The 20,456-nt window shown below is 63.8% G+C and carries 21 protein-coding genes; 15 read left to right on the top strand and 6 right to left on the bottom strand.

Annotated features, from left to right (window positions below; genetic code table 11):
* Nucleotides 1–109 precede the first annotated feature (109 nt).
* The 3 genes from metH to BLR66_RS02375 all read left to right on the top strand — a co-directional run bounded on the left by metH (nucleotide 110) and on the right by BLR66_RS02375 (nucleotide 4,964).
* The gene (metH, locus tag BLR66_RS02385) at nucleotides 110–2,824 is read left to right on the top strand and encodes a methionine synthase (protein WP_093280028.1); all 2,715 of its coding nucleotides are present in this window, start codon (nucleotides 110–112) and stop codon (nucleotides 2,822–2,824) included.
* A 241-nt stretch (nucleotides 2,825–3,065) separates the two neighbouring features.
* Complete coding sequence (locus BLR66_RS02380; RefSeq protein ID WP_093280027.1) at nucleotides 3,066–3,770, top strand: hypothetical protein; 705 nt, start codon at nucleotides 3,066–3,068, stop codon at nucleotides 3,768–3,770.
* Nucleotides 3,771–3,782: 12 nt separating this feature from the next.
* Nucleotides 3,783–4,964 (top strand): MFS transporter, encoded by a 1,182-nt coding sequence (locus tag BLR66_RS02375; RefSeq protein ID WP_093280026.1) that lies wholly within the window; start codon nucleotides 3,783–3,785, stop codon nucleotides 4,962–4,964.
* A 63-nt stretch (nucleotides 4,965–5,027) separates the two neighbouring features.
* Here the strand turns inward: BLR66_RS02375 and BLR66_RS02370 are convergent, their stop codons facing one another.
* The 5 genes from BLR66_RS02370 to BLR66_RS02350 form a co-directional block, all read right to left on the bottom strand.
* Complete coding sequence (locus BLR66_RS02370) at nucleotides 5,028–5,675, bottom strand: DUF2058 domain-containing protein (protein ID WP_093280025.1); 648 nt, start codon at nucleotides 5,673–5,675, stop codon at nucleotides 5,028–5,030.
* A gap of 70 nt (nucleotides 5,676–5,745) precedes the next feature.
* Nucleotides 5,746–5,982 carry a SlyX family protein gene (locus tag BLR66_RS02365; RefSeq protein ID WP_093280024.1) on the bottom strand — a complete coding sequence of 79 codons (237 nt, stop codon included), beginning with the start codon at nucleotides 5,980–5,982 and terminating at the stop codon, nucleotides 5,746–5,748.
* Nucleotides 5,972–7,324: a UDP-glucose dehydrogenase family protein gene (locus BLR66_RS02360; RefSeq protein ID WP_093280023.1), complete on the bottom strand. Its 1,353-nt coding sequence runs from the start codon at nucleotides 7,322–7,324 to the stop codon at nucleotides 5,972–5,974. Before BLR66_RS02360 ends, BLR66_RS02365 begins: the two co-directional genes overlap by 11 nt.
* Nucleotides 7,325–7,351: 27 nt before the next feature.
* Nucleotides 7,352–8,242, bottom strand: a complete 891-nt coding sequence (locus BLR66_RS02355; protein WP_255402369.1) for an FKBP-type peptidyl-prolyl cis-trans isomerase N-terminal domain-containing protein — start codon at nucleotides 8,240–8,242, stop codon at nucleotides 7,352–7,354.
* Between the two features lie 141 nt (nucleotides 8,243–8,383).
* Nucleotides 8,384–8,914 carry a glutathione peroxidase gene (locus tag BLR66_RS02350; protein ID WP_304442085.1) on the bottom strand — a complete coding sequence of 177 codons (531 nt, stop codon included), beginning with the start codon at nucleotides 8,912–8,914 and terminating at the stop codon, nucleotides 8,384–8,386.
* A gap of 168 nt (nucleotides 8,915–9,082) precedes the next feature.
* Between BLR66_RS02350 and BLR66_RS02345 the strand changes: the two genes are divergently transcribed.
* The 7 genes from BLR66_RS02345 to BLR66_RS02315 all read left to right on the top strand — a co-directional run bounded on the left by BLR66_RS02345 (nucleotide 9,083) and on the right by BLR66_RS02315 (nucleotide 13,702).
* Nucleotides 9,083–9,343, top strand: coding sequence for a hypothetical protein (locus tag BLR66_RS02345; RefSeq protein ID WP_093280020.1), 261 nt, complete (start codon nucleotides 9,083–9,085; stop codon nucleotides 9,341–9,343).
* 6 nt (nucleotides 9,344–9,349) lie between these two features.
* Nucleotides 9,350–9,718, top strand: a complete 369-nt coding sequence (locus BLR66_RS02340; protein ID WP_093280019.1) for a GntR family transcriptional regulator — start codon at nucleotides 9,350–9,352, stop codon at nucleotides 9,716–9,718.
* On the top strand, nucleotides 9,715–10,602 hold the full coding sequence (locus BLR66_RS02335) for an ABC transporter ATP-binding protein (RefSeq protein ID WP_093280018.1): 888 nt from the start codon (nucleotides 9,715–9,717) through the stop codon (nucleotides 10,600–10,602). The genes BLR66_RS02340 and BLR66_RS02335 overlap by 4 nt, the downstream gene beginning before the upstream one ends.
* Nucleotides 10,599–11,594 (top strand): ABC transporter permease, encoded by a 996-nt coding sequence (locus BLR66_RS02330; protein ID WP_093280017.1) that lies wholly within the window; start codon nucleotides 10,599–10,601, stop codon nucleotides 11,592–11,594. The genes BLR66_RS02335 and BLR66_RS02330 overlap by 4 nt, the downstream gene beginning before the upstream one ends.
* A gap of 78 nt (nucleotides 11,595–11,672) precedes the next feature.
* Nucleotides 11,673–12,503 carry a DUF4097 family beta strand repeat-containing protein gene (locus BLR66_RS02325; RefSeq protein WP_093280016.1) on the top strand — a complete coding sequence of 277 codons (831 nt, stop codon included), beginning with the start codon at nucleotides 11,673–11,675 and terminating at the stop codon, nucleotides 12,501–12,503.
* Nucleotides 12,504–12,527: 24 nt separating this feature from the next.
* Entirely contained in the window at nucleotides 12,528–13,199 is a 672-nt protein-coding gene (locus BLR66_RS02320; RefSeq protein ID WP_093280015.1) for a DUF2884 family protein, read from the top strand.
* Nucleotides 13,196–13,702, top strand: coding sequence for a hypothetical protein (locus BLR66_RS02315; RefSeq protein ID WP_218119588.1), 507 nt, complete (start codon nucleotides 13,196–13,198; stop codon nucleotides 13,700–13,702). Before BLR66_RS02320 ends, BLR66_RS02315 begins: the two co-directional genes overlap by 4 nt.
* On the opposite strand, the gene BLR66_RS02310 is transcribed toward BLR66_RS02315, so the two are convergent.
* Nucleotides 13,699–15,105, bottom strand: coding sequence for a class II fumarate hydratase (locus BLR66_RS02310; protein ID WP_093280013.1), 1,407 nt, complete (start codon nucleotides 15,103–15,105; stop codon nucleotides 13,699–13,701). The genes BLR66_RS02315 and BLR66_RS02310 overlap by 4 nt on opposite strands.
* Nucleotides 15,106–15,322: 217 nt before the next feature.
* Here BLR66_RS02310 and purB point away from each other — a divergent pair, with 217 nt between their 5' ends.
* The 5 genes from purB to BLR66_RS02285 all read left to right on the top strand — a co-directional run bounded on the left by purB (nucleotide 15,323) and on the right by BLR66_RS02285 (nucleotide 20,241).
* Nucleotides 15,323–16,690, top strand: a complete 1,368-nt coding sequence (gene purB, locus BLR66_RS02305; RefSeq protein WP_093284206.1) for an adenylosuccinate lyase — start codon at nucleotides 15,323–15,325, stop codon at nucleotides 16,688–16,690.
* Nucleotides 16,691–16,833: 143 nt separating this feature from the next.
* On the top strand, nucleotides 16,834–17,232 hold the full coding sequence (locus BLR66_RS02300; RefSeq protein WP_093280012.1) for a VOC family protein: 399 nt from the start codon (nucleotides 16,834–16,836) through the stop codon (nucleotides 17,230–17,232).
* Nucleotides 17,229–18,161, top strand: a complete 933-nt coding sequence (gene bla / locus BLR66_RS02295; protein ID WP_093280011.1) for a subclass B3 metallo-beta-lactamase — start codon at nucleotides 17,229–17,231, stop codon at nucleotides 18,159–18,161. Before BLR66_RS02300 ends, bla begins: the two co-directional genes overlap by 4 nt.
* A complete protein-coding gene (locus BLR66_RS02290) occupies nucleotides 18,158–19,333 on the top strand; it encodes a ribosomal protein uL16 3-hydroxylase (RefSeq protein ID WP_093280010.1) in 1,176 nt (391 codons plus the stop codon). Before bla ends, BLR66_RS02290 begins: the two co-directional genes overlap by 4 nt.
* On the top strand, nucleotides 19,333–20,241 hold the full coding sequence (locus BLR66_RS02285) for a GNAT family N-acetyltransferase (protein WP_093280009.1): 909 nt from the start codon (nucleotides 19,333–19,335) through the stop codon (nucleotides 20,239–20,241). Before BLR66_RS02290 ends, BLR66_RS02285 begins: the two co-directional genes overlap by 1 nt.
* Nucleotides 20,242–20,456: the final 215 nt, after the last annotated feature.

Raw genomic sequence — 20,456 nt, 5'->3', positions numbered from 1 at the left:
GGCTTTCGTCCGGACGGGTCGTCGTCGGGGACGTAGCCCCGACCTACCGTGTTTGGTCGTTATCGGCCGCCATCGCCATGTGCCGCTCTATGTTCGAAGACCTTTTCCTATGACCGCAACGCTTCGCCACACCCGCCTGTCCGGCCTCGAGCCACTGGTCATCACGCCCGACCTGTTGTTCATCAACGTCGGCGAACGCACCAACGTCACCGGCAGCGCGCAGTTCAAGAAGCTGATCAAGGAAGAACGCTACGAGGAGGCGGTGGAAGTCGCGCGCCAGCAGGTCGCCAACGGCGCGCAGATCCTCGACGTCAACATGGACGAGGGACTGATCGATTCGGAGAAGGCGATGGTGCGCTTCCTCAATCTGATCATGTCCGAGCCCGATATCGCCCGCATCCCGGTGATGGTGGACTCGTCCAAATGGAGCGTGATCGAGGCCGGGTTGAAATGCCTGCAAGGCAAGAGCGTGGTCAACTCCATCTCGCTGAAGGAAGGCGAGGAAGCCTTCATCGAGCACGCGCGCAAGGTGTTGCGCTATGGCGCCGCCGCGGTGGTGATGGCTTTCGACGAGGACGGCCAGGCCGATACCTGTGCGCGTAAGGTCGAGATCTGCACCCGCGCCTACAAGGTGCTGACCGAAAAGGTGGGATTCCCGCCCGAAGACATCATCTTCGACCCGAACATCTTCGCCGTGGCCACCGGCATCGAGGAGCACGACAACTACGCGGTCGATTTCATCGAAGCCACGCGCATCATCAAGCAGACTTTGCCGGGCTGCCATGTCTCCGGCGGCGTGTCGAACGTGTCGTTCTCCTTCCGCGGCAACGAACCGGTGCGCCAAGCGATCCACTCGGTGTTCCTGTACCACGCCATCAAGGCGGGCATGGACATGGGCATCGTCAACGCCGGCGGCATGCCGATCTACGACGACCTCGATCCGGAACTGCGCGAACGCGTCGAGGACGTGATCCTCAACCGGCGCAAGGATTCCACTGAACGACTGCTGGAGATCGCCGAGCGCTACCGCGGCAAGAAGGGCGAAGTGCAGGTCGAGAACCTGGTCTGGCGCGAAAAGCCGGTACGCGACCGCCTCAGCCACGCGCTGGTGCACGGCATCGACCAGTACGTGGAAATCGACACCGAGGAGGCGCGGCAGATGTCCACGCGCCCGCTGGATGTGATCGAGGGCCCGTTGATGGACGGCATGAACGTGGTCGGCGACCTGTTTGGCGCGGGCAAGATGTTCCTGCCCCAGGTGGTGAAGTCGGCCCGGGTCATGAAGAAGGCAGTGGCCTATCTGCTGCCTTTCATTGAAGCCGAGAAGCTGCGCACGGGCGAAGTCGGCAAGTCCAATGGCAAGATCATCATGGCCACGGTCAAGGGCGACGTGCACGACATCGGCAAGAATATCGTCGGTGTGGTGCTGGCTTGCAACAACTTCGATGTGGTGGATCTTGGGGTGATGGTGCCCACGCAGAAGATCCTGGATAGCGCCCGCGAGCACAACGCCGACCTGATCGGCCTGTCCGGCCTGATCACGCCTTCGCTGGAGGAAATGACCCACGTCGCGCGCGAAATGCAGCGCCAGGGCATGACCATGCCATTGCTCATTGGCGGGGCGACCACTTCCCGCGCGCACACGGCGCTGAAGATCGATCCGCACTACAAGTCGCCCACCGTCTGGGTGAAGGACGCCTCCCGTGCGGTAGGTGTGGCGCAGTCGCTGATTTCCAAGGACCTGCGCGGCCCGTTCATGGCCGCCAACGACGCCGACTACGCGGAGATCCGCGAGCGCCACAAGAACCGCGGCGATGCCAAGCGGCTGGTTCCGCTGGCCAAGGCGCGCGCGCAACGCTTCGATGGCGGCTGGGACAGCTATACCCCGCCGACGCCGAAGCAACCCGGCATCACCGTGTTCGACGACTATCCGCTGGCCGAACTGGTGGAGCTGATCGACTGGACGCCGTTCTTCCAGGCGTGGGAACTGGCGGGCAAGTATCCGGCGATCCTCACCGATGAAGTAGTGGGTAAGCAGGCCAGCGAACTGTTCGCCGATGCGCAGGCGATGCTGAAGAAGATCGTCGAGGAGAAATGGCTGACGGCCAGGGCGGTGTTTGGGCTGTGGCCGGCAAATAGTGTGGGCGATGACGTTGTAGTCGGAGGCGTAGGAGCGACGTCAGTCGCGACTGACGTCGCTCCTACGCGAGTTCTGCACTTTCTGCGTCAACAGGTGGACAAACCCGTCGAACGCCCCGACTTCTGTCTGGCCGACTTCATAGCTCCGAAGGACAGCGGCAAGCAGGACTGGATCGGCGCCTTCGCCGTCACCGCCGGTATCGGCATCGACGAGCACGTGGCCCGCTTCGAGGCCGACCACGACGACTACAACTCGATCCTGCTAAAGGCACTCGCCGACCGCCTGGCCGAAGCGCTGGCCGAGCGCCTGCACCAGCGCGTGCGTAAGGAATTCTGGGGTTTCGCCCCAGAGGAGTCGCTGGACAACGAAGCGCTGATCGCCGAGAAATATCGCGGCATCCGCCCCGCGCCCGGCTATCCGGCCTGTCCGGAACACAGCGAGAAGGGCACGCTGTTCGAACTGCTGGACGCGGGCAACAACGCCGGCATGACCCTCACCGAAAGCTTCGCCATGCTGCCTACCGCCGCAGTTTCCGGCTACTACTTCAGCCATCCGCAGAGCCAGTATTTCGTCGTCGGCCGCGTTTCCAAGGAGCAGGCCGAGGATTACGGCAAGCGCAAGGGAGCGAATCTGGCCCAGGCCGAGCGTTGGCTGGCTTCCAACCTGGATTACGATCCCGAGTAAGGCCGTGGCACTGGAAGCCGCCGGCCTCGCTAGACACGTGACGTGGGAGCGGCGTCCCGCCGCGAGCTCTCGCTCTTCTCTGCGAATCTGCGGAACAGCTCGCGGCGGGACGCCGCTCCCACCGACTGGCGCCTGTTTGTCGGGCGACGACTTGGCAGCTGTGGACACTGTTGGGCCGGTCCCACAAACTTGCCGTCCCGCAGACTTGGCCTCGGATCAACCAGAAGATCGAAACCAGAACATGGACGTCATCGAAAACCACTCCCAATCCGCCAACGCCGCCTTCATCCGCAAGCACGCCGCCCCCGGCCGTATCGGCCTGAGCGGCGGCCGCGACTGGATCAACAAGGCCATCCGCAAGGCGCAGGCGCCGCTGACTAACGACGGGCACCGCAGCCTGTGGTCGCATGCTTTCGTTTTCAGCGAGCAGCGTCTCGACGGGCATTGGTGGATGCTGGAATCCGATCTGGACCTGCGCTACCGGCAAATCCGCCTGGGAGTGCAGGAAAACCGCGCCGACCGCTATTTCGACGACGAACTGTTCCCGAACCTCGCCATTCTCGATTTCGGACTGGACGAAACCAAAATCCGTCAGGTCCAGATCGCGGGGCTGGACCTGCTATCCGGGCTTTCCAGTTATTCGCTCAGCGAACTGGTCGGTACTCTGTTCGCCATGCACAGTACCCGCCTGCGCAAGCGCGACAACCTGCTGGCCAAGGAAGGCGCACTGTACTGCTCGGCGATGGTGCAGCACTGCTACGCGGCGGCCGGCGTGGAATTCATCCCCGGCGTGCACGGCAAGAACATCGCGCCGCAGGACATCTACGACTCCGTGCTCCCGCACCAGACCCATTCGCTGATCCGCGATCTCGGCATTTCCAGCCTGCGCCGTTTCGCCCACGAAGCCAGCGAGTTGCTCAACACGCCGGTCGAGGACCTGCTCTGAGCATCCGCCGCCATGGCTGAGGCAGGACCGCAAGCGATTGCCGACGCGCGCGTGCCCATGGTCCGCCTGTCCAGCTTTTATTTCGCCTACTACGCGGCACTGGGTGCCTTCACGCCCTACTGGAGCCTGTATCTGAAGTCGCGCGGCATGGAAGTGGCCGCGATCAGCGTGCTGATGAGCCTGTGGTACGCCACCCGCATTGTCGCGCCCAGCACCTGGACCACGCTGGCCTCGCGTTCGCCGCACCCCATCCGCTGGCTGCGCCTGGGCTGCCTGCTGACCTTGGCGAGCTTCGCTGTTTTCCTGTTGCCGCTGGATTTCACCGGGTTGTTCGCGGTGATGTGCGCGTTCTGTTTCGCCTACAACGCGGTGATGCCGCAATTCGAATCGATCACCATGTCGCACCTGGGCGCACGCAGCGATCGCTACGGGCATATCCGGGTCTGGGGTTCCATCGGCTTCATTGCGGTGGTCTCACTGTTCGGCGTGTTGCTCGACCGGTTCGGCGTAAGCACCCTGCCCTGGCTGATGCTGCCGCTGCTGGCGGGCTTGCTGGCATCGTCCTTCGCCAACAACTATGCGCATCCCGTCGAAGAAGCGCATGACGAGAACCATGTGGGTTTCCGGGCGCGGCTGAAGCGTCCGCAGGTAATCGCCTTCTTCGTGGCGGCGTTCCTTGCCCAGGTTTCGTTCGGGCCGTACTACACGTTCTTTTCGATCTATCTGACCGAGCACCATTACTCGGCGACCATGCTGGGCGTGTTCTGGACCGTGGGCGTGCTGGTGGAGATCGGGGTGTTCTTCCTTTCCAGCCGCATCTTCCGGCGCTGGGACGCCGGCAAAGTGCTGATGTTCGCCCTGCTGAGCGCGGCATTGCGCTGGTGGGCGACGGCGCTCTGGCCCGACAACATTCCGGTGATGGTCCTGGCTCAGCTGACCCACGCGCTCAACTTCGGCGCGTTCTTCGCGGCGGTAATGCAGTTGCTGGTGCGCTTTTTCCCCGGGCGCATGAACGGCCACGGCCAAGGCGTTTTCTACGGCCTGTCGTCCGGCGTGGGCGGCGTGGTCGGCGCACTGACGGCCGGACAGCTATGGCACTTCGGCGGCAATGTCGCATTCCTGGCGGCAGGCTGCTTTGCCCTGCTAGCCGCTTTCATAGCCTGGTACTGGCTGGTGAGAAACCACACGACGTAGGTCGGGGCTACGTCCCCGACGCACGTGAATGCCGGCGCCGCCCGTCGGGGGCGTAGCCCCGACCTACCAAATCAGGTCATCGGGCACTTGGTACTGCGGATCGGCGTACGGATCGTCGCCAGCCGGCGCGTCCGGATCCACTTTCAAGGCCACGCATGCCGGGAAGATGCTTTCGGCTTCGGCCAGCAACGCCGCAGTGACCAGCAGGTAGCGGCCGTTCTGCTGCACCACCCCTAGTTCGCCGGCATTGAGCGCCTTCAACTGCTCCGCATTGACATGGATGCGCTTGATCTTGCCGCCGTAGGGGAAATGCCGCGCGATCTCCGCATCCGGATCGTTCAACGATTTTCCCTTCAACAGTTCCTCGACGCGGGCCTTGGCTTCGCGGCGCACGCGCGCTTCTTCCTGCTTCAGGCGCTCGGCTTCGATGCGTTCGTCCTTTTCCTTCTGCGCACGGATGGCGTAAGCCTTGGCCAGATCCATTTCCTCGCGCGAACGTGCAGGCTTGGGCTGCGCCGCACGCGGCGCATTGTCCGGCCTGGCGCCCTGGCCCGGCCGGCCAGCGGGTTTGCCGGCGGGTTTGTTGCCGGTGTGCCTGTTGCCGGGCCGGGAGTCGGGTTTGCGCTCCGGCTTACGCTCGGGTTTGCGCTCGGGCTTCGGTGCCGGCTTGAAGCCCAGCCCCAGGAGTTGGTCGCGTAGGGAATCGGTCATGGTCGTAGAGAATGGGGGGAGTCGCTGGTCCGGTATCCATCTCTACCGGAGCCAGCGGAATCGCAGAGTATCAATAGTGCGGCGGCGGCGGTTCGTCCGCGGCATCGGCGTACAGCTCGGTCCGGACCTTGCGCAGATCCGACAGCATGTTGCGCATCAGTTCGGAAGTGCGGTTGCCTTCCGCCCGCGCATCGGCAAGCGCTTCGCTCAACTCGCCAAGCGCGTGTTCCTGGAAGGCTAGCCGGGTCTCCAGTTCGATCAGGCGTTGTTCCAGCGCAGGATCCAGTGCTTTCGGATCACTCTGCATGCACCGATCTCCCCCGGCCTATGCCGTAGTACGCCAGGCCCGCCGCCTCGACGTCGGCGGGCTGGTAAAGATTGCGGCCGTCGAAAACGACCGCATCGCCCAGCGTTGCCTGCAACCGCGCGAAATCCGGACTGCGGAACTGTTTCCATTCGGTGACCACCACCAGCGCGTCGGCGCCCTGCACCGCCGCTGTGGCCGAGTCGCAAAGCACCAGATCCTCGCGCTCGCCGAAGATACGGCCGGCCTCATGCGAAGCTTCTGGATCGTAGGCACGGACCAGGGCACCGGCTCCCCACAACTGCTCCAGCAAACGGCGGCTGGAAGCCTCGCGCATGTCGTCGGTATTGGGTTTGAAGGCGAGCCCCCAGACCGCGAAGGTCTTGCCGCGCACGCCTTCATCCTCGCCCAGGTCGTAGTGGCGCTGGATCAGTTCGAACAGATGGCCTTTCTGCGATTCGTTGACCGCTTCCACGGCGTTAAGCAGGCGCGCGTCGTATTGGTGCTGCTGCGCGGTGCGGGCCAACGCCTGCACATCCTTGGGAAAGCAGGAACCGCCGTAGCCCGCGCCGGGATAGATGAAATGCCAGCCGATGCGCGGGTCGGAACCTATGCCCTGGCGAACCTGTTCGATATCCGCCCCGACACGTTCGGCGATATTGGCGATCTCGTTCATGAAGCTGATCTTGGTAGCCAGCATGGCGTTGGCCGCGTACTTGGTCAGTTCCGCCGAACGCACATCCATCACCACGATGCGCTCGTGGTTGCGGTTGAACGGCGCGTACAGGCGTTTCATCTTGTCGATGGCGCGCGAGCCGTCGGCCCCGATCACGATGCGGTCCGGCCGCATGCAGTCGTTGACGGCGTCGCCTTCCTTCAGGAACTCGGGGTTGGAGACCACGTCGAAGGCCACATCGGCCCCGCGCGACTGCAATTCCGAGGCGATGGCGGCGCGCACCTTGTCGGCCGTGCCTACCGGCACGGTGGATTTGTTGACCACCAGGGTCGGCCTGTCGATATACCGGCCGATGGTGCGCGCGACCGTGAGCACGTACTGCAGATCGGCGCTGCCGTCCTCGTCGGGCGGTGTACCCACCGCGATGAAAACCACTTCGCCATGAGCAATCGCCGAGGCCGCGTCGGTGGTGAAATCCAACCGGCCCGACGCATGGTTGGCTTTCACCATGGGCTGCAGGCCAGGCTCGAAAATCGGCACCACGCCCTGTTTCAGGCCCTGCACCTTGTCTGCGTCGATATCGACGCAGATCACGTCATGGCCTACTTCGGCAAGACAAGTGCCGGTAACCAAACCTACATAACCGGTTCCAAAAATCGCAATCCGCATGGGGGGCTCACTGGATCAGTAAAGGGACTACTGCAGGATACCCATCAGTTCGACATCGAATGTCAGCGTCGCGTCAGGACCGATCGGTCCCTGGCCGCCATTGGGGCCGTACGCAAGGCTAGATGGGATCCAAAAACGGTACTTTGCGCCCACCGGCATCAGCGAAACGCCTTCGGTCCAGCCGGCGATGACCTGGTTCAGGCCGAATTCGGCCGGCTGGCCGCGCTGGTAGGAACTGTCGAACACGGTGCCGTTGAGCAGCTTGCCTTCGTAGTTCACCCGCACCCGGCTTTGCGGCGTGGGACGTGCGCCGCTGCCCTGGCGCAGCACCATGTACTGCAGGCCGGACGGCGTGGTGATGACGCCCTTCTCGCTCTTGTTCTTGGTCAGGAAAGCGGCCCCTTCCTCGCGGTTCTTCTGACCGGCGGTGCTCTGCTTCTTGGTCATGTAGGCCTGCATGGTGGCTTGCGCTTCCTGCTCGGTCATCAGCAACGGGCTCTTGGTGAGCGAGGCGCGCACCGCCTGGATCAGCACGGGCAGGTCGATTTCGTCTTTCAGCGGCGCCAGAGACGGGCCCACAGCGAAACTACCCAGCATCAGGCCCACTTTATCCTTGGCCACGGCCGGCGGCTGCGAACCCGGCGGCATGCCGGGAACGGGCGCGCCCTGTTTCACCGCCAGACTCATGCGCAGGGCTTCATCGGTGGCCTTGGCTTCGGCCTCGGTGATCAGCGGCTGTCCTCCGGCGAAGACGTTGCCGATGGCGCGTTCGAACGCGGCCAGGTCGATGTATTCGCCGATCGGCTGGAAAGACCTGCCCACGTCCATGCCGACCGCGTAGCTGACCTTGTCCTTCTCCGTCACCAGCGCGGCCTTGCCGCCCTTCTCCGCCGTTTGTGCCGACAAGTTGCCTCCCATCATCGCCAAAGTCGCCGCCATCAATGCGGCTACGCCGCGCATCGCCCGCTTCATGCTAACTCCTGAAAAAATTAGGAACCGACGCCGATACCCGGCGCAATGCGGATATTGTCGCATGCACGGCTCCGATCACGTGGCGGCTTATTTGCCGGGACCTTTGGCCTTCAGTTCGCGTTCTATCGCAGCCACCAGCGCAGCGTCGTCCGGCTTGACCTTGCTGGGGAAATTCGCCACCACCGTGCCATCGCGCGCGATCAGATATTTGTGGAAATTCCAGCCGGGCGACACGCCGGTCGCTTTCGCCAATTCCCGATACAGCGGCGTGGCTTCGTCGCCTTTGACGTGCACCTTTTCGAACATCGGGAACTTCACGCCATAGGTGAGCGTGCAGAACTCCTTGATCTGCGCTTCCTCGCCAGGCTCCTGGCCCATGAAGTCGTTGGAAGGAAAGCCAAGCACCGTGAAGCCGCGGGCCGCATATTTACGCTGCAGCGCCTCCAGGCCCTCGTACTGGGGGGTGAAACCGCACTTACTGGCGGTGTTGACCACCAGAATGACGTCGCCGCCATAGGCTTCCTTCAGGTTCACGGCGGTTTTTCCGGCCAGCGCCCGGTAATTCTGGTCGAGCAGACCTTGTGCCATTGCGCTCTGACCGATCATCAGGAGAGCCATCAATATCAATGTTTTCAATACGTTAGCCATAATAATAACGCCTTGGGAGAAACCGGCAGGCAGTATGCCTTCAGTTGGGGTCACAAAGTTGACATGGGGTATTGACGCGTCGTGATTAGGTGTTATAGTTCAATACAACACCACTCACCCAACGCAGCGGGGGTCCCCATGAACCACAAACTATTCACCGCACTGTCCAGCCTCTCGATCAGCAGCGCACTGCTGGCCGTGGGCCTGATGGCCAACGGCGAGGCTACCCGCCTGCCGGATCCGGTCAGCGACAGTCCGCTGGTCGAATCCGTCGAAACCGGCGCCGTGCAGGCGACCGAAGAAGTGGTGGCCCCGGTTGAGCGAAAACACCGTCGCGGCCGTTCTTCGCTGTCGATGCCTTACTTCTCCTTCGCCCAATCACTGCGCCCGCGGGGCTGAACCATGATGACTCTTACTTCTATCCAGTGGAGCGACGGCGCTCCCATTTACCGCCAGCTGAAGGATCGCGTGATCGCGATGATGCTGGACGGTGTACTCAAACCGGGCGATGCCTTGCCCTCGGTGCGCCAGGTGGCGGCCGAGTACCAGCTGAACCCGATCACCGTCTCGCGCGCCTATCAGGAACTGGCGGACGAGGCACTCGTCGAAAAACGGAGAGGACTGGGGATGTTTGTCACCGACGAAGCCGCAAAGAAACTGCTCGTTAGCGAGCGCGAAAGATTCCTGCACGACGAATGGCCGGCGGTCGCCGAGCGCATCAACCGTCTGGGTCTGTCCACCGAAGAATTGCTGCGCCAGGGGGGTGCCAAATGAACGCTGTGGACAATGTGGCTGGTTCCAATACGGTCATCAGCGCGCGCAACCTGCGCAAGGCCTACCGCAACAAGGTCGCCCTGAACGACACCGGCTTCCAGATCGAAGCCGGCAAGATCATCGGCCTGATCGGCCCCAACGGCGCCGGCAAGACCACCGCGCTGAAAGCGATTCTGGGGCTGGTGCCCTTCGAGGGCGACCTGAAAGTGCTGGGGCTGGACCCGCGCAAGCAGCGCGACGAGCTGATGAACGAAGTCTGCTTCATCGCCGACGTGGCGGTGTTGCCGCGCTGGATCCGGGTCAAGGAAGCCATCGATTTCGTCGACGGCATCCACCCGCGCTTCGACCGCGCCAAGTGCGAGCGCTTCATCGCCCACACCCAGCTCAACCCCAACCTGCGCGTGCGCGAAATGTCCAAGGGCATGATCGTGCAACTGCACCTGGCGCTGGTGATGGCCATCGACGCCAAGCTGCTGGTCCTGGACGAACCCACTCTGGGCCTGGACATCCTGTACCGCAAGCAGTTCTACCAGCGCCTGCTGGAGGACTACTTCGACGAACAGAAGACGATCATCGTCACCACCCACCAGGTGGAGGAGATCGAGAACATCCTCACCGACGTGATGTTCATCCGCGACGGCAAGATCGTGCTGACCGCGGCCATGGACGAAGTGGCCGACCGCTACACCGAAGTACTGGCTTCGGCCGAACACGTGGAAGCAGCCCGCGCGCTCAAGCCCATCGACGAACGCGCCCTGCCCTTCGGCAAGACCGTGATGCTGTTCGATGGCGTTCCCAGGCAGCAGCTCGCCGCCTTCGGCGAAACCCGCAACCCCGGCCTGGCCGATCTGTTCGTGGCCATCATGAAAGGAACCTACGCATGAATGCCGTCACCGTCAAAAATCACCAGACCAATAAGTTCAAGTGGCTGCTGAAGCGGGAATTCTGGGAAAACCGTGGCGGTTTCCTGTGGGCCCCGCTGATCACCGGCGCCATCATCAGCATCCTCACTGCGATATTCGCCGTGATCGGACTGGTGCGTTTCAAGAACAGCGGCGCGGGATCGGATCTGCAATTCAGCGGAAACATGGCCGAACACGCCCGTCAGATCGGCGGCATCGGCGACACTGCCTTGCTGGTCGGCATCAGCCTGACCACGCTGGTGCTGGCCTTCGTGGTGTTCTTCTATGCGCTGGGCTGCCTCTACGACGACCGCCGCGACCGCAGCGCGTTGTTCTGGAAGTCGCTGCCGACTTCGGACCTGCAGATGGTGTTGTCGAAGGCGACCTGGGCCTTGCTGCTGGCCCCGGTCCTGTCCATCGCCGTGGGCGTGCTGATCGGCGTAGTGCTCTGGCTGATCGTCGGCGTCACCCTGGCCGCAGCGGGAATGCCGGGCATGTCCGCCGTCTTCACCCACGCCCATCCGTTGAGCGTGATCGGCAACACTCTGACCATCATCCCCGTCTACCTGTTGTGGGCGCTGCCCGCGGTCGGCTGGTTGATGTTGTGCTCGGCCTGGGCGCGTAGCAAGCCGTTCCTGTGGGCCGTGCTGATCCCGGTGCTGGCCTGCGTGATCGTGAGCATGTCGGGCATCCTGCCGGGGATGGATATCAACTACGGCGGTGTCTGGTACACGCTGGTTTACCGTGGACTGCTGAGCGTGGTGCCCGGCAGCTGGGCTCCGGCCAGCAGTGCGTTCGAATCCAACTTCAATAACAATTCGGAAATACACGGACCGGCCGATTTGATGCACCTGATGAACGTCAGCAACCTCGACGTCCTGGCTTCGCCGGACTTGTGGATAGGCGCGGCCGTCGGCGCGGCCTTCATCGCCGGCGCCATCTACCTGCGCCGCTGGCGCGAGCTGGCCGACTGATGCCGGCACCGGGCGGGTCCCCATGGACCCGCCCGGCAACGGAACCCGCATAGCACTGGTTCGAACTGGAGTTCTCCCATGCGCAAGCTATCCCTGTTGACTCTGTTGTTGCTGGCGCCCGCCGCGGCTTTCGCGGCAACGCCGGAATGCAAGCACTCCCAGCCCCGGAATCTCACGCTGGACCTGGCCGGCGTCAAGGCGGTGGTTTTCGACATCGCCGCCAACGACCTGGCCGTCGATGCCGTTCCTGGCGCCAAGCCGGCCCTCGGAGGTCAGGCCTGCGCGTCCGACGAAAAATACCTGCAGCAACTCAAGCTGACCCAGCACAAAGCGGGCGACAAGCTGTACGTCACCGCCCGCCGCGAAGGCTCGTCCGTCGGAATCTTCATGAGCAGCAACTACGCCTATCTGAAACTTGCCGCGACGTTGCCGGACAATGTCATGGTGCAGTTGAAGGTGGGCTCGGGCGATGCCGTGGTCACCGGCGCCCCGCTGCTCAGCGCCGATGTGGGCTCTGGCGATGTGGAAGCCAGGCACATACGCGGGCTGGTCGCGGCGGCCGTCGGTTCCGGCGATATCACCCTGGAGGATATCGGATCGCTGCACGTCATCTCCGTGGGTTCCGGCGATCTTTCCGCAAGGAAGGTGCGCGGACCGGCCAAAATAGGCAGCGTCGGTTCGGGCGACTTCGAATTGGACGGCGCATCGGGCGATGTCGAGATCGGATCGGTCGGCTCCGGCGACGCTAGAGTCACCGGAGTTTCCGGCAGCGTGAAGGTGGATTCGGTGGGATCCGGCGACGTCGAGGTCGATGACATCCGCGGCGATCTGTCCGTCGCTTCAAAAAGCAGCGGCTCGGTGAGCCACAATCGCGTCGATGGCCGCGTCAACGTGCCCAGCGACAACTGATTCCGTCCCGCACTCGAGACTCCCATGAAGACCACGCACTTTTCTTCCCTGCTCGCGCTTTCCCTGGCTGTATTGGTCGCCGGCTGCACTCCGGGCACGCACGTGTCCACCGACAAGGGCAATGTCAGCAGCAATGGCAAGGTCATCACCCTGCGCGCCAACGGCCAGCCCGACGCCAAAATATCCGCTGACGGCGAGCTGACCATCGATGGCAAGGCGGTGGCCATGAACGACACGCAGCGCGCGCTGCTGCAGACCTACCTCAAGGAAATGAATGCGATGACCGCCGACGGCATCGCCATCGGCAAGCAAGGCGCCGCGTTGGCGGGCACTGCAGTCAGCGAAGCCATCAAGGGCGCGATCAAGGGCGATGGCGACCAGGTCGACGCCAAAGTCGAGGCCGAAGCCAAGAAGATCGAACAGCAGGCCATGCAGCTATGCAAACGGCTGGTGACCATCAAGGCTTCGCAGGACGCGCTAGCCGAGCAGCTTCCCGCGTTCAAGCCCTACGCCACTATCGACGCTACCGATGTGGACGATTGCGGGTCCAAGGGCGGTGATAGCTACGCTGCGGGCAAGGAAGCCGGCGGTTCGCTGGCCAGAGCGATGAAGGGCGAAAAAGACCAAGCCGCCGCTGCTGGCGAAACGGTGGCCGAAGCTGAACCTACTGCCGAAAGCAACGCAAGCAAGCAATGAATTCCGGCCTACCGCCGGCGGACCGGAACGCCCGCTATCGATTACAGGGGAACGCGATGAAGCCCGCCTCAATGACCGTACTCGCGATCGCGCTTGCCCTCTCGGCCGGACAGGCCCGCGCTGCGGACGATCCCCAGCTCAATCTCGCCTACCAGGACCACATCGCCTACGTTGCGACATTCTCCTTCCCTATCCTGATCGAGAAATGCTCCAGCCTCGATCCCGGCTATCTGCAGAAGGCGGCGCCGCTCTACTTTCGCTTCATCAACAGCCATCAAGACCAGATCGAACGCGGACGGCTGCTGACGCTGGCCGAACTCGCCCCCGACCAGACGCCGAAGCGTTACCGCGAAGACGTCGTCGCATCGCGCCTGTCCAACCTGGACACCGGCACGCGCGAAGAGAAGCTTGGCATGTGCGAAAGAGCGCTTGGCGTGCTGTCCGGCGCCAAACTGCCCGGGGAATGGCCATCGCGCAAACCACCCGCAGGCGGCGCGCGCTAACCCGCACCACCGCCCGGCTTGCCGTGGATGCCGCCCTTGGCCAGCACCGCTGGATCGAGCAAGGCTTTCAGGGTTTTTTCGGATAATCCGGTGACTTCCATCGCCACTTCCAGCACCGGACGGTTCTGCTTGTAGGCCTGTTTGGCGATGGCCGCGCCCTTCTCATAGCCGATCACCGGATTCAAGGCCGTCACCAGGATCGGATTGCGGTCCAGCGCTTGGCGGATATGCGCCTGGCGTACGCTGAGGCCGGCGATCGCCGAATCGGCCAACAACCGCGACACATTGCCCAGCAACTGGATCGAGTCCAGCAGATTGGCGGCGATCAGCGGCAGGGCCACGTTCAACTGGAAATTGCCGGTCAGCCCGGCGACGGTAATCGCGGTGTGGTGGCCGATGACCTGCGCGCAGACCATCACGGCGGCTTCCGGAATCACCGGGTTGACCTTGCCCGGCATGATCGAGCTGCCGGGCTGCAAGGCAGGCAGTTCGATTTCGCCCAGGCCCGCCAGCGGTCCGGAATTCATCCAGCGCAGGTCGTTGGAGATCTTGATCAGGGCGACCGCCAGCGCGCTCAGCTGGCCCGACAGTTCCACCGCATCGTCCTGCGCGGCCAGACCTTCGAATTTATTGCTGGCCGATTCGAAACGCGTCTTGGTCATCGTCGACAAGGTACGGGCGACGCGCGTGCCGAAACGCGGATCGGCGTTGATGCCGGTGCCGATGGCGGTGCCGCCTAGCGGCAGCCGGCGCAGGCGCTTGAGGCTGTCCTGCAACCGCTCTTCGGCCGATTGCAGCTGCGCCGACCAGGCCGAAAATTCCTGCTGGAAAGTCAGCGGCATGGCGTCCATCAGATGGGTGCGGCCCGTTTTCACTACTTTGGCCAGCGATCTCCCGCGCCGGTCGATGGTCTGGCGCAAATGCTTGAGCGCAGGCAGCAAATGCTCCACTACCGCCAGCTGCGCCGAGACGCGGATCGCCGTGGGGATTACGTCGTTGGAACTCTGGCCCAGGTTGACGTGGTCGTTGGCATGCACCTTGGTCTTGCCGCCGGCAGCGGCCAGCCTGGCGATGACCTCATTGGCATTCATGTTCGACGAGGTGCCCGAACCGGTCTGGTAGATGTCTATCGGAAAATGCGCGTCGTATTCCCCCGTGGCCACTTGCAGCGACGCGGTGCGGATGGATTTGGCCACGCCTTTGGGCAGCAGGCCCAGGCCCACATTGACCTCGGCGGCGGCGGCCTTGATCAGTCCCAGTGCGCGGATGAAGCCGCGCGGCATCGGCTGGCCGGAGATCGGGAAATTGTTCACGGCGCGCTGGGTCTGCGCACCCCACAAAGCTTCGGCGGGGACTTTCAGCTCACCCATGCTGTCGTGTTCGATGCGAAAGGAATCGCTCATGGCGGTCTCCGTTGCCAGTGATCTTTCTACCGTCATTCCCGCGAAGGCGGGAACCCAGTGCCTTGGCGTGAAGATATCGCCACCTGCCCGAAAGTCGCTGGGTTCCCGCCTTCGCGGGGTTCCCAACAGCCGAATGGCTGGTCATGACGAATTGGGTTTTCTGAAGGATACGCCCACAACGTTTAGAATGTCGGCCCCACTGCCCAGCCTTGCCTACATGTCCGACTCCGTCCTGCTAGCCCTGTCCCCGCTCGATGGCCGCTATGCCGGCAAGGTCGACGCCTTGCGTCCTATTTTTTCCGAGTACGGCCTGATCAAGGCGCGGGTGAAGGTCGAAGTCGAATGGCTGCTGGCCCTCGCCGCCGAACCGGGCATCGCCGAGCTGGCCGACTTCAGCGACGCCGCCCGGCAGCGCCTGCGCGCGCTGGCCTCCGGTTTCTCCGTTGCTGATGCGGCGCGGGTCAAGGAAATCGAACGCACCACCAACCACGACGTCAAGGCGGTCGAATACTTCATCAAGGAAAAGCTGAAGTCCGACGCCGAACTGGGCCCGGCACTGGAGTTCGTGCACTTCGCCTGCACCAGCGAGGACATCAACAACCTCAGCTACGCGCTGATGCTGGAGCAGGCGCGCAGCGAAGTCCTGTTGCCGGCGCTGGACGCGGTAATCGGCAGCCTGCGCACGCTGGCCCATGCGCAGTCCGCGCAGCCGATGCTGTCGCGCACGCACGGGCAGACCGCCTCGCCGACCACACTGGGCAAGGAAATCGCCAACGTGGTGGCGCGCCTGCAACGCCAGCGCAGCCAGATCGCCGGGGTCGAGCTTACCGGCAAGATCAACGGCGCGGTCGGCAACTACAACGCGCACGTGATCGCTTACCCGGACGTGGACTGGCCGGCCTTCGCCGAAGTTTTCATCCGCGGCCTGGGCATCGTGTTCAATCCCTATACCACGCAGATCGAGCCGCACGACAACGTGGCCGAAATCGGCGACGCCACCCGCCGCGCCAACATCATCCTGATCGATCTGGCCCGCGACATCTGGGGCTATATCTCGCTGGGTTATTTCAAGCAGACGTTGAAAGAAGGCGAAGTCGGTTCCAGCACCATGCCGCACAAGGTCAACCCTATCGACTTCGAGAATGCGGAAGGCAACCTGGGCCTGGCCAATGCGTTGTTCGAACACTTCAGCGCCAAGCTGCCGATCAGCCGCTGGCAGCGCGACCTCACCGACTCCACGGTACTGCGCGCGCTGGGCACTGCCTTCGGCCATACGCTGGTGGCGCTGGACTCGCTGGGCAAAGGCCTGGGCAAGCTGACCGTGGCGCCCGAGCGCCTGGACGCCGACCTGGATGGCGCATGGGAAGTGCTGGCCGAAGCCGTGCAGACCGTCATGCGCCGCCACGGGCTGCCGAACCCTTACGAACAGTTGAAGGCACTGACCCGCGGACAGGGCATTACCGAGCAGTCGATGCGGGAGTTCATCGGTTCACTGGAGTTGCCGGCCGATGCGAAGCAAAGATTGCTGGAGTTGACGCCGGGAAGTTACACCGGTCTTGCCGATTCACTAGCAAAAAAAATATAAACGACGTCATCCCAGCAAAAGCTGGGATCCATCTTGATCTTGGCTGGACATCGGTACATTCCTGCTGAAACGCGAAAGTCAAAATGGATCCCAGCTTGACCAGCCATTCGGCTGTTTAAAGCCGCTGGGATGACGAGCAAAAGATGAAGCTGCTGATCAACATCGACGTACCCGACGTGGCGAAAGCCGAAGCGCTCTACGGCCGCGCCTTCGGCTTGAAGCCCGGTCGCCGTTTCGGCGACTCGGGCGTCGAACTGCTGGGCGCGCAGGCGCCGATCTACCTACTGCAGAATGCCGCCGGAACCTTCGGCGCGAATAACCGACCACGCGACTACGCCCGCCATTGGACGCCCGTGCACCTGGACGTGGTGGTTGACCACCTGGAACCTGCCCTGGACCGCGCCCTCAAGGCCGGCATGTCGCAGGAAAACGGCATCCGCGCAGCGAACTGGGGCCGCATCGTGCGCCTGGCCGATCCTTTCGGCCATGGCTGGTGCCTGTTGCAGTTCGTGGGCCTCGGCTACGACGAGATTGCCACATGACCCTGCGCAACACCCTGCTCCGCTACGCGTTCGCACCCGCTCTTTTGCTGCTTGCCCAGCAGGCCACCGCCTCGGACAAGCTCGCAGCGCCCCCCGCTTCCACCAAAGTGTGTGCCGACGACGCGGACTGGAACGATCCGTCCGCCCCGCTGCGCGTCTACGGCAACACCTGGTATGTCGGCACCTGCGGGATCGGCGCCTTGCTGGTGACTTCGCCGCAGGGCCACATTCTGATCGACGGCGCCACCTCGCAGGCCGCGGCGCAGATCCTGGCGAACATCCGTTCCCTTGGCTTCAGGCCGGAAGACGTGCGCGCCATTCTGTCCACGCACGAGCACTCCGACCATGCCGGCGGACTGGCCGAACTGCAACGCGCTACCGGCGCCCCGGTGCTTGCGCGCGCGCCTGCCGTGGAGACGCTGAAACGCGGCGCCAGCGACCGCAGCGACCCGCAGCTGCTGGAGCTCAAGCCCTTCCCCGCGGTCGCCAACGTGGAGTCCATCGCCGATGACGAAGTGGTCACAGTCGGTCCGCTGGCGCTGCAGGCCATCGCCACGCCCGGCCATACGGCGGGTGGCACCAGCTGGACTTGGCGTTCGTGCGAGGGCGATGACTGCCGGCAGATCGTTTATGCGGACAGCCTGACCGCCATGTCCGACGACACCTATCGTTTCAGCGACGACGCCGCGCATCCCGGCTATCTTGCGGCGTTCCGCGAAACGCTGGCGCGCGTGGGCGCGCTGCCCTGCGATATCCTGATCACGCCGCATCCCTCGGCCAGCGGTTTGTGGTCGCGTATCGGTCCCGGCGCCAACCAACCGCTGGTCGACACCGGCGCCTGCCGCGCTTACGCGCAGAAAGCCACAATACGGCTGGACAAACGTCTGGCCGACGAAGCCGCCGCCCCCGCCGACAAGAGCGCGCCATGATCGAAGTCAACGCCACCGCCAAACATTTCCTGGGCATGCCCGCGGCGAAGTTCCTGCAGGAATACTGGCAAAAGAAGCCGCTGCTGATCCGCGCCGCTTTTCCGGATTTCGTGTCGCCCATCGAACCGGAGGACCTGGCCGGCCTGGCCTGCGAAGAACTGGCCTTGTCGCGCATCGTCGCCCACGACCGTGCGGCCGATGCCTGGACGCTGCGCACCGGTCCTTTCAGCGAGGAAGAATTCCCCGGCATGCCCGACCACGACTGGACCCTGCTGGTGCAGGACGTGGACAAATGGGACGTGGACGTGCGCCGGTTGCTGCAGCACTTCGATTTCCTGCCGCGCTGGCGCATCGATGACGTGATGGTCAGCTTCGCCGCGACGGGCGGTTCGGTGGGCGCGCATGTGGACCAGTACGACGTATTCCTGCTGCAGGGCCAGGGCCAGCGCCGCTGGCAGATCGATGCCGGCAAGAATCCACCCACCCGTTTCCGCGACGACGTTGAGTTGAAACTGCTGCGCGAATTCACCGCGACCCACGACTGGGTGCTGGAACCGGGCGACATGCTGTACCTGCCGCCGGGCGTGCCGCACCACGGCGTTGCGGTGAATCCGTGCCTGACCTTCTCCATCGGCATGCGCGCGCCGTCGTCGGCCGAACTGGTCAGCGACTACCTGGACAACCTGATCGCCGAGGCGGACGAGTCGCTGCGCTACCACGACCCCGACCTGGTCCCGCCCAAGGATCCCAACGAGATCGACGCCGCGGCGATGGTCCGCGCGGTGGAGGCGTTGAACGCGTTGCGGCTCAACGATCCGGACAAGCTGGGCGACTGGTTCGGGCGCTTCATCACCACCTATCGCGCTGGCGGCGAAGTGGTGGCCGGCGGCGATCAGCGCTCGCGCATCGAGATCGAATGGGATCTGCAACAGGGCGCGGTCCTGCAGCGCCATCCCTTCTCGCGCCTGGCCTGGCGCCGCAGCGGCCGCCAGGCCACGTTGTTCTGCAGCGGCCTGGAGTTCAGTCTGCCGGTGAAGGACGCGCAGCGCCTGGCCGCTGCCGAGACGCTCGACGGCGACGCCTATGCCGGGCTTTCCGAAAGCGGCCGCGACGTGGCCATGGATCTCCATTCCCAGGGTCACTATCAACTGCTGGTGGATGAGGACGACTGATGGACGCGCGCGCCTTCCATGTGGAACCCATCGATTACGCGACCGGACTGGCCGAACTGCGCGCGGTGCGCGAAACGGTGTTCGTGCTTGAGCAACGGGTGCCGATCGAGGAGGAATGGGACGCGCTGGATCCGCTCTGCCGGCACGTCATCGCCCGCGACCGCGACGGCAAACCCATCGGCACGGGACGGCTGACGCCGGAGCGCAAGATCGGCCGCATGGCGGTGCTGGCCGACTGGCGCGGCCAGGGCGTAGGCGATGCGATGCTGGCCGCATTGCTGGCCGAAGCCCGCAAACAGGGCTGGCCGGTGGTGTCGTTGAATGCGCAGGTGTCGGCCGAAGCCTTCTATGCGCGCCAGGGATTCGTTCCCTACGGCGAACGTTTCTGGGAGGCGGGCATCGAACACCAGGCCATGCGCAGGGTCCTGCATGGTCCCACTCCTGTGGAGAATGCCGCCGGCGCCATCGCCGCGCTGATCGCCGTGACCGCGCAGACCCGCCGCTGCCTGCGCATCTACAGTAGGGAGTTGGACCCGGGCTTGCTGGACAATCCGCTGGCGCTGGACGCGCTGCGCCGTTTCGCCACCGGTACCCGTGGCGGCGAAATACAGATCCTGCTGCAGGATGCCGCTACTCCGCAGCGCACCCTCGCGCCCCTGCTTACCCTGGCCCAGCGTCTGCCCAGCGTGTTCGCGTTCCGCGAAGTCCGTGAACCCGTCGACAAGGCCTACGCGTCGGCTTTCGTCAGCAACGATGTGAGCGGCTACTACTTCCGCACCCTGGGCCACCGCTTCGATGGCGAGGCCGATCTGGACGGCGCAGGCCGTGCCCGGCAATTGTGCGAGGAGTTCGGCCGGTTCTGGGAGCGTTCACGTCCCTGCACCGAGTACCGGGCATTGGGGATCTGAGCGGCAGCTCCGGTGAAGGCGGCGTGCACGACAGTTCCGTGACAGCCATGCCCGCCGGTTGGGCGGTTTTCCTTCGCCATTAGTCCAATGCGGGTGCCCGCCCCATTCACCATGCGCGTATAATTTCCGCGTATTCATCTCGCCCGAGCGGGGCCCCACCCATACCCGCCGGAACCCCCCAAGCCAGACATCGGCCCTCCGACAAAGCCAACCTA

It is taken from the genome of Pseudoxanthomonas sp. CF125 (assembly GCF_900104085.1).
In the GTDB taxonomy this organism is placed as follows: domain Bacteria; phylum Pseudomonadota; class Gammaproteobacteria; order Xanthomonadales; family Xanthomonadaceae; genus Pseudoxanthomonas_A.
Note: the sequence above shows the minus strand (reverse complement) of the source record. Positions and strands in the feature narration are given on the sequence as shown.

Excerpts from the sequence above, each read along its gene's own strand:
- metH (WP_093280028.1), top strand. The coding sequence starts at position 110 with ATGACCGCAACGCTTCGCCACACCCGCCTGTCCGGCCTCGAGCCACTG.
- BLR66_RS02380 (WP_093280027.1), top strand. The coding sequence starts at position 3,066 with ATGGACGTCATCGAAAACCACTCCCAATCCGCCAACGCCGCCTTCATC.
- BLR66_RS02375 (WP_093280026.1), top strand. The coding sequence starts at position 3,783 with ATGGCTGAGGCAGGACCGCAAGCGATTGCCGACGCGCGCGTGCCCATG.
- BLR66_RS02370 (WP_093280025.1), bottom strand. The coding sequence starts at position 5,675 with ATGACCGATTCCCTACGCGACCAACTCCTGGGGCTGGGCTTCAAGCCG.
- BLR66_RS02365 (WP_093280024.1), bottom strand. The coding sequence starts at position 5,982 with ATGCAGAGTGATCCGAAAGCACTGGATCCTGCGCTGGAACAACGCCTG.
- BLR66_RS02360 (WP_093280023.1), bottom strand. The coding sequence starts at position 7,324 with ATGCGGATTGCGATTTTTGGAACCGGTTATGTAGGTTTGGTTACCGGC.
- BLR66_RS02355 (WP_255402369.1), bottom strand. The coding sequence starts at position 8,242 with ATGGGAGGCAACTTGTCGGCACAAACGGCGGAGAAGGGCGGCAAGGCC.
- BLR66_RS02350 (WP_304442085.1), bottom strand. The coding sequence starts at position 8,914 with ATGGCTCTCCTGATGATCGGTCAGAGCGCAATGGCACAAGGTCTGCTC.
- BLR66_RS02345 (WP_093280020.1), top strand. The coding sequence starts at position 9,083 with ATGAACCACAAACTATTCACCGCACTGTCCAGCCTCTCGATCAGCAGC.
- BLR66_RS02340 (WP_093280019.1), top strand. The coding sequence starts at position 9,350 with ATGACTCTTACTTCTATCCAGTGGAGCGACGGCGCTCCCATTTACCGC.
- BLR66_RS02335 (WP_093280018.1), top strand. The coding sequence starts at position 9,715 with ATGAACGCTGTGGACAATGTGGCTGGTTCCAATACGGTCATCAGCGCG.
- BLR66_RS02330 (WP_093280017.1), top strand. The coding sequence starts at position 10,599 with ATGAATGCCGTCACCGTCAAAAATCACCAGACCAATAAGTTCAAGTGG.
- BLR66_RS02325 (WP_093280016.1), top strand. The coding sequence starts at position 11,673 with ATGCGCAAGCTATCCCTGTTGACTCTGTTGTTGCTGGCGCCCGCCGCG.
- BLR66_RS02320 (WP_093280015.1), top strand. The coding sequence starts at position 12,528 with ATGAAGACCACGCACTTTTCTTCCCTGCTCGCGCTTTCCCTGGCTGTA.
- BLR66_RS02315 (WP_218119588.1), top strand. The coding sequence starts at position 13,196 with ATGAATTCCGGCCTACCGCCGGCGGACCGGAACGCCCGCTATCGATTA.
- BLR66_RS02310 (WP_093280013.1), bottom strand. The coding sequence starts at position 15,105 with ATGAGCGATTCCTTTCGCATCGAACACGACAGCATGGGTGAGCTGAAA.
- purB (WP_093284206.1), top strand. The coding sequence starts at position 15,323 with ATGTCCGACTCCGTCCTGCTAGCCCTGTCCCCGCTCGATGGCCGCTAT.
- BLR66_RS02300 (WP_093280012.1), top strand. The coding sequence starts at position 16,834 with ATGAAGCTGCTGATCAACATCGACGTACCCGACGTGGCGAAAGCCGAA.
- bla (WP_093280011.1), top strand. The coding sequence starts at position 17,229 with ATGACCCTGCGCAACACCCTGCTCCGCTACGCGTTCGCACCCGCTCTT.
- BLR66_RS02290 (WP_093280010.1), top strand. The coding sequence starts at position 18,158 with ATGATCGAAGTCAACGCCACCGCCAAACATTTCCTGGGCATGCCCGCG.
- BLR66_RS02285 (WP_093280009.1), top strand. The coding sequence starts at position 19,333 with ATGGACGCGCGCGCCTTCCATGTGGAACCCATCGATTACGCGACCGGA.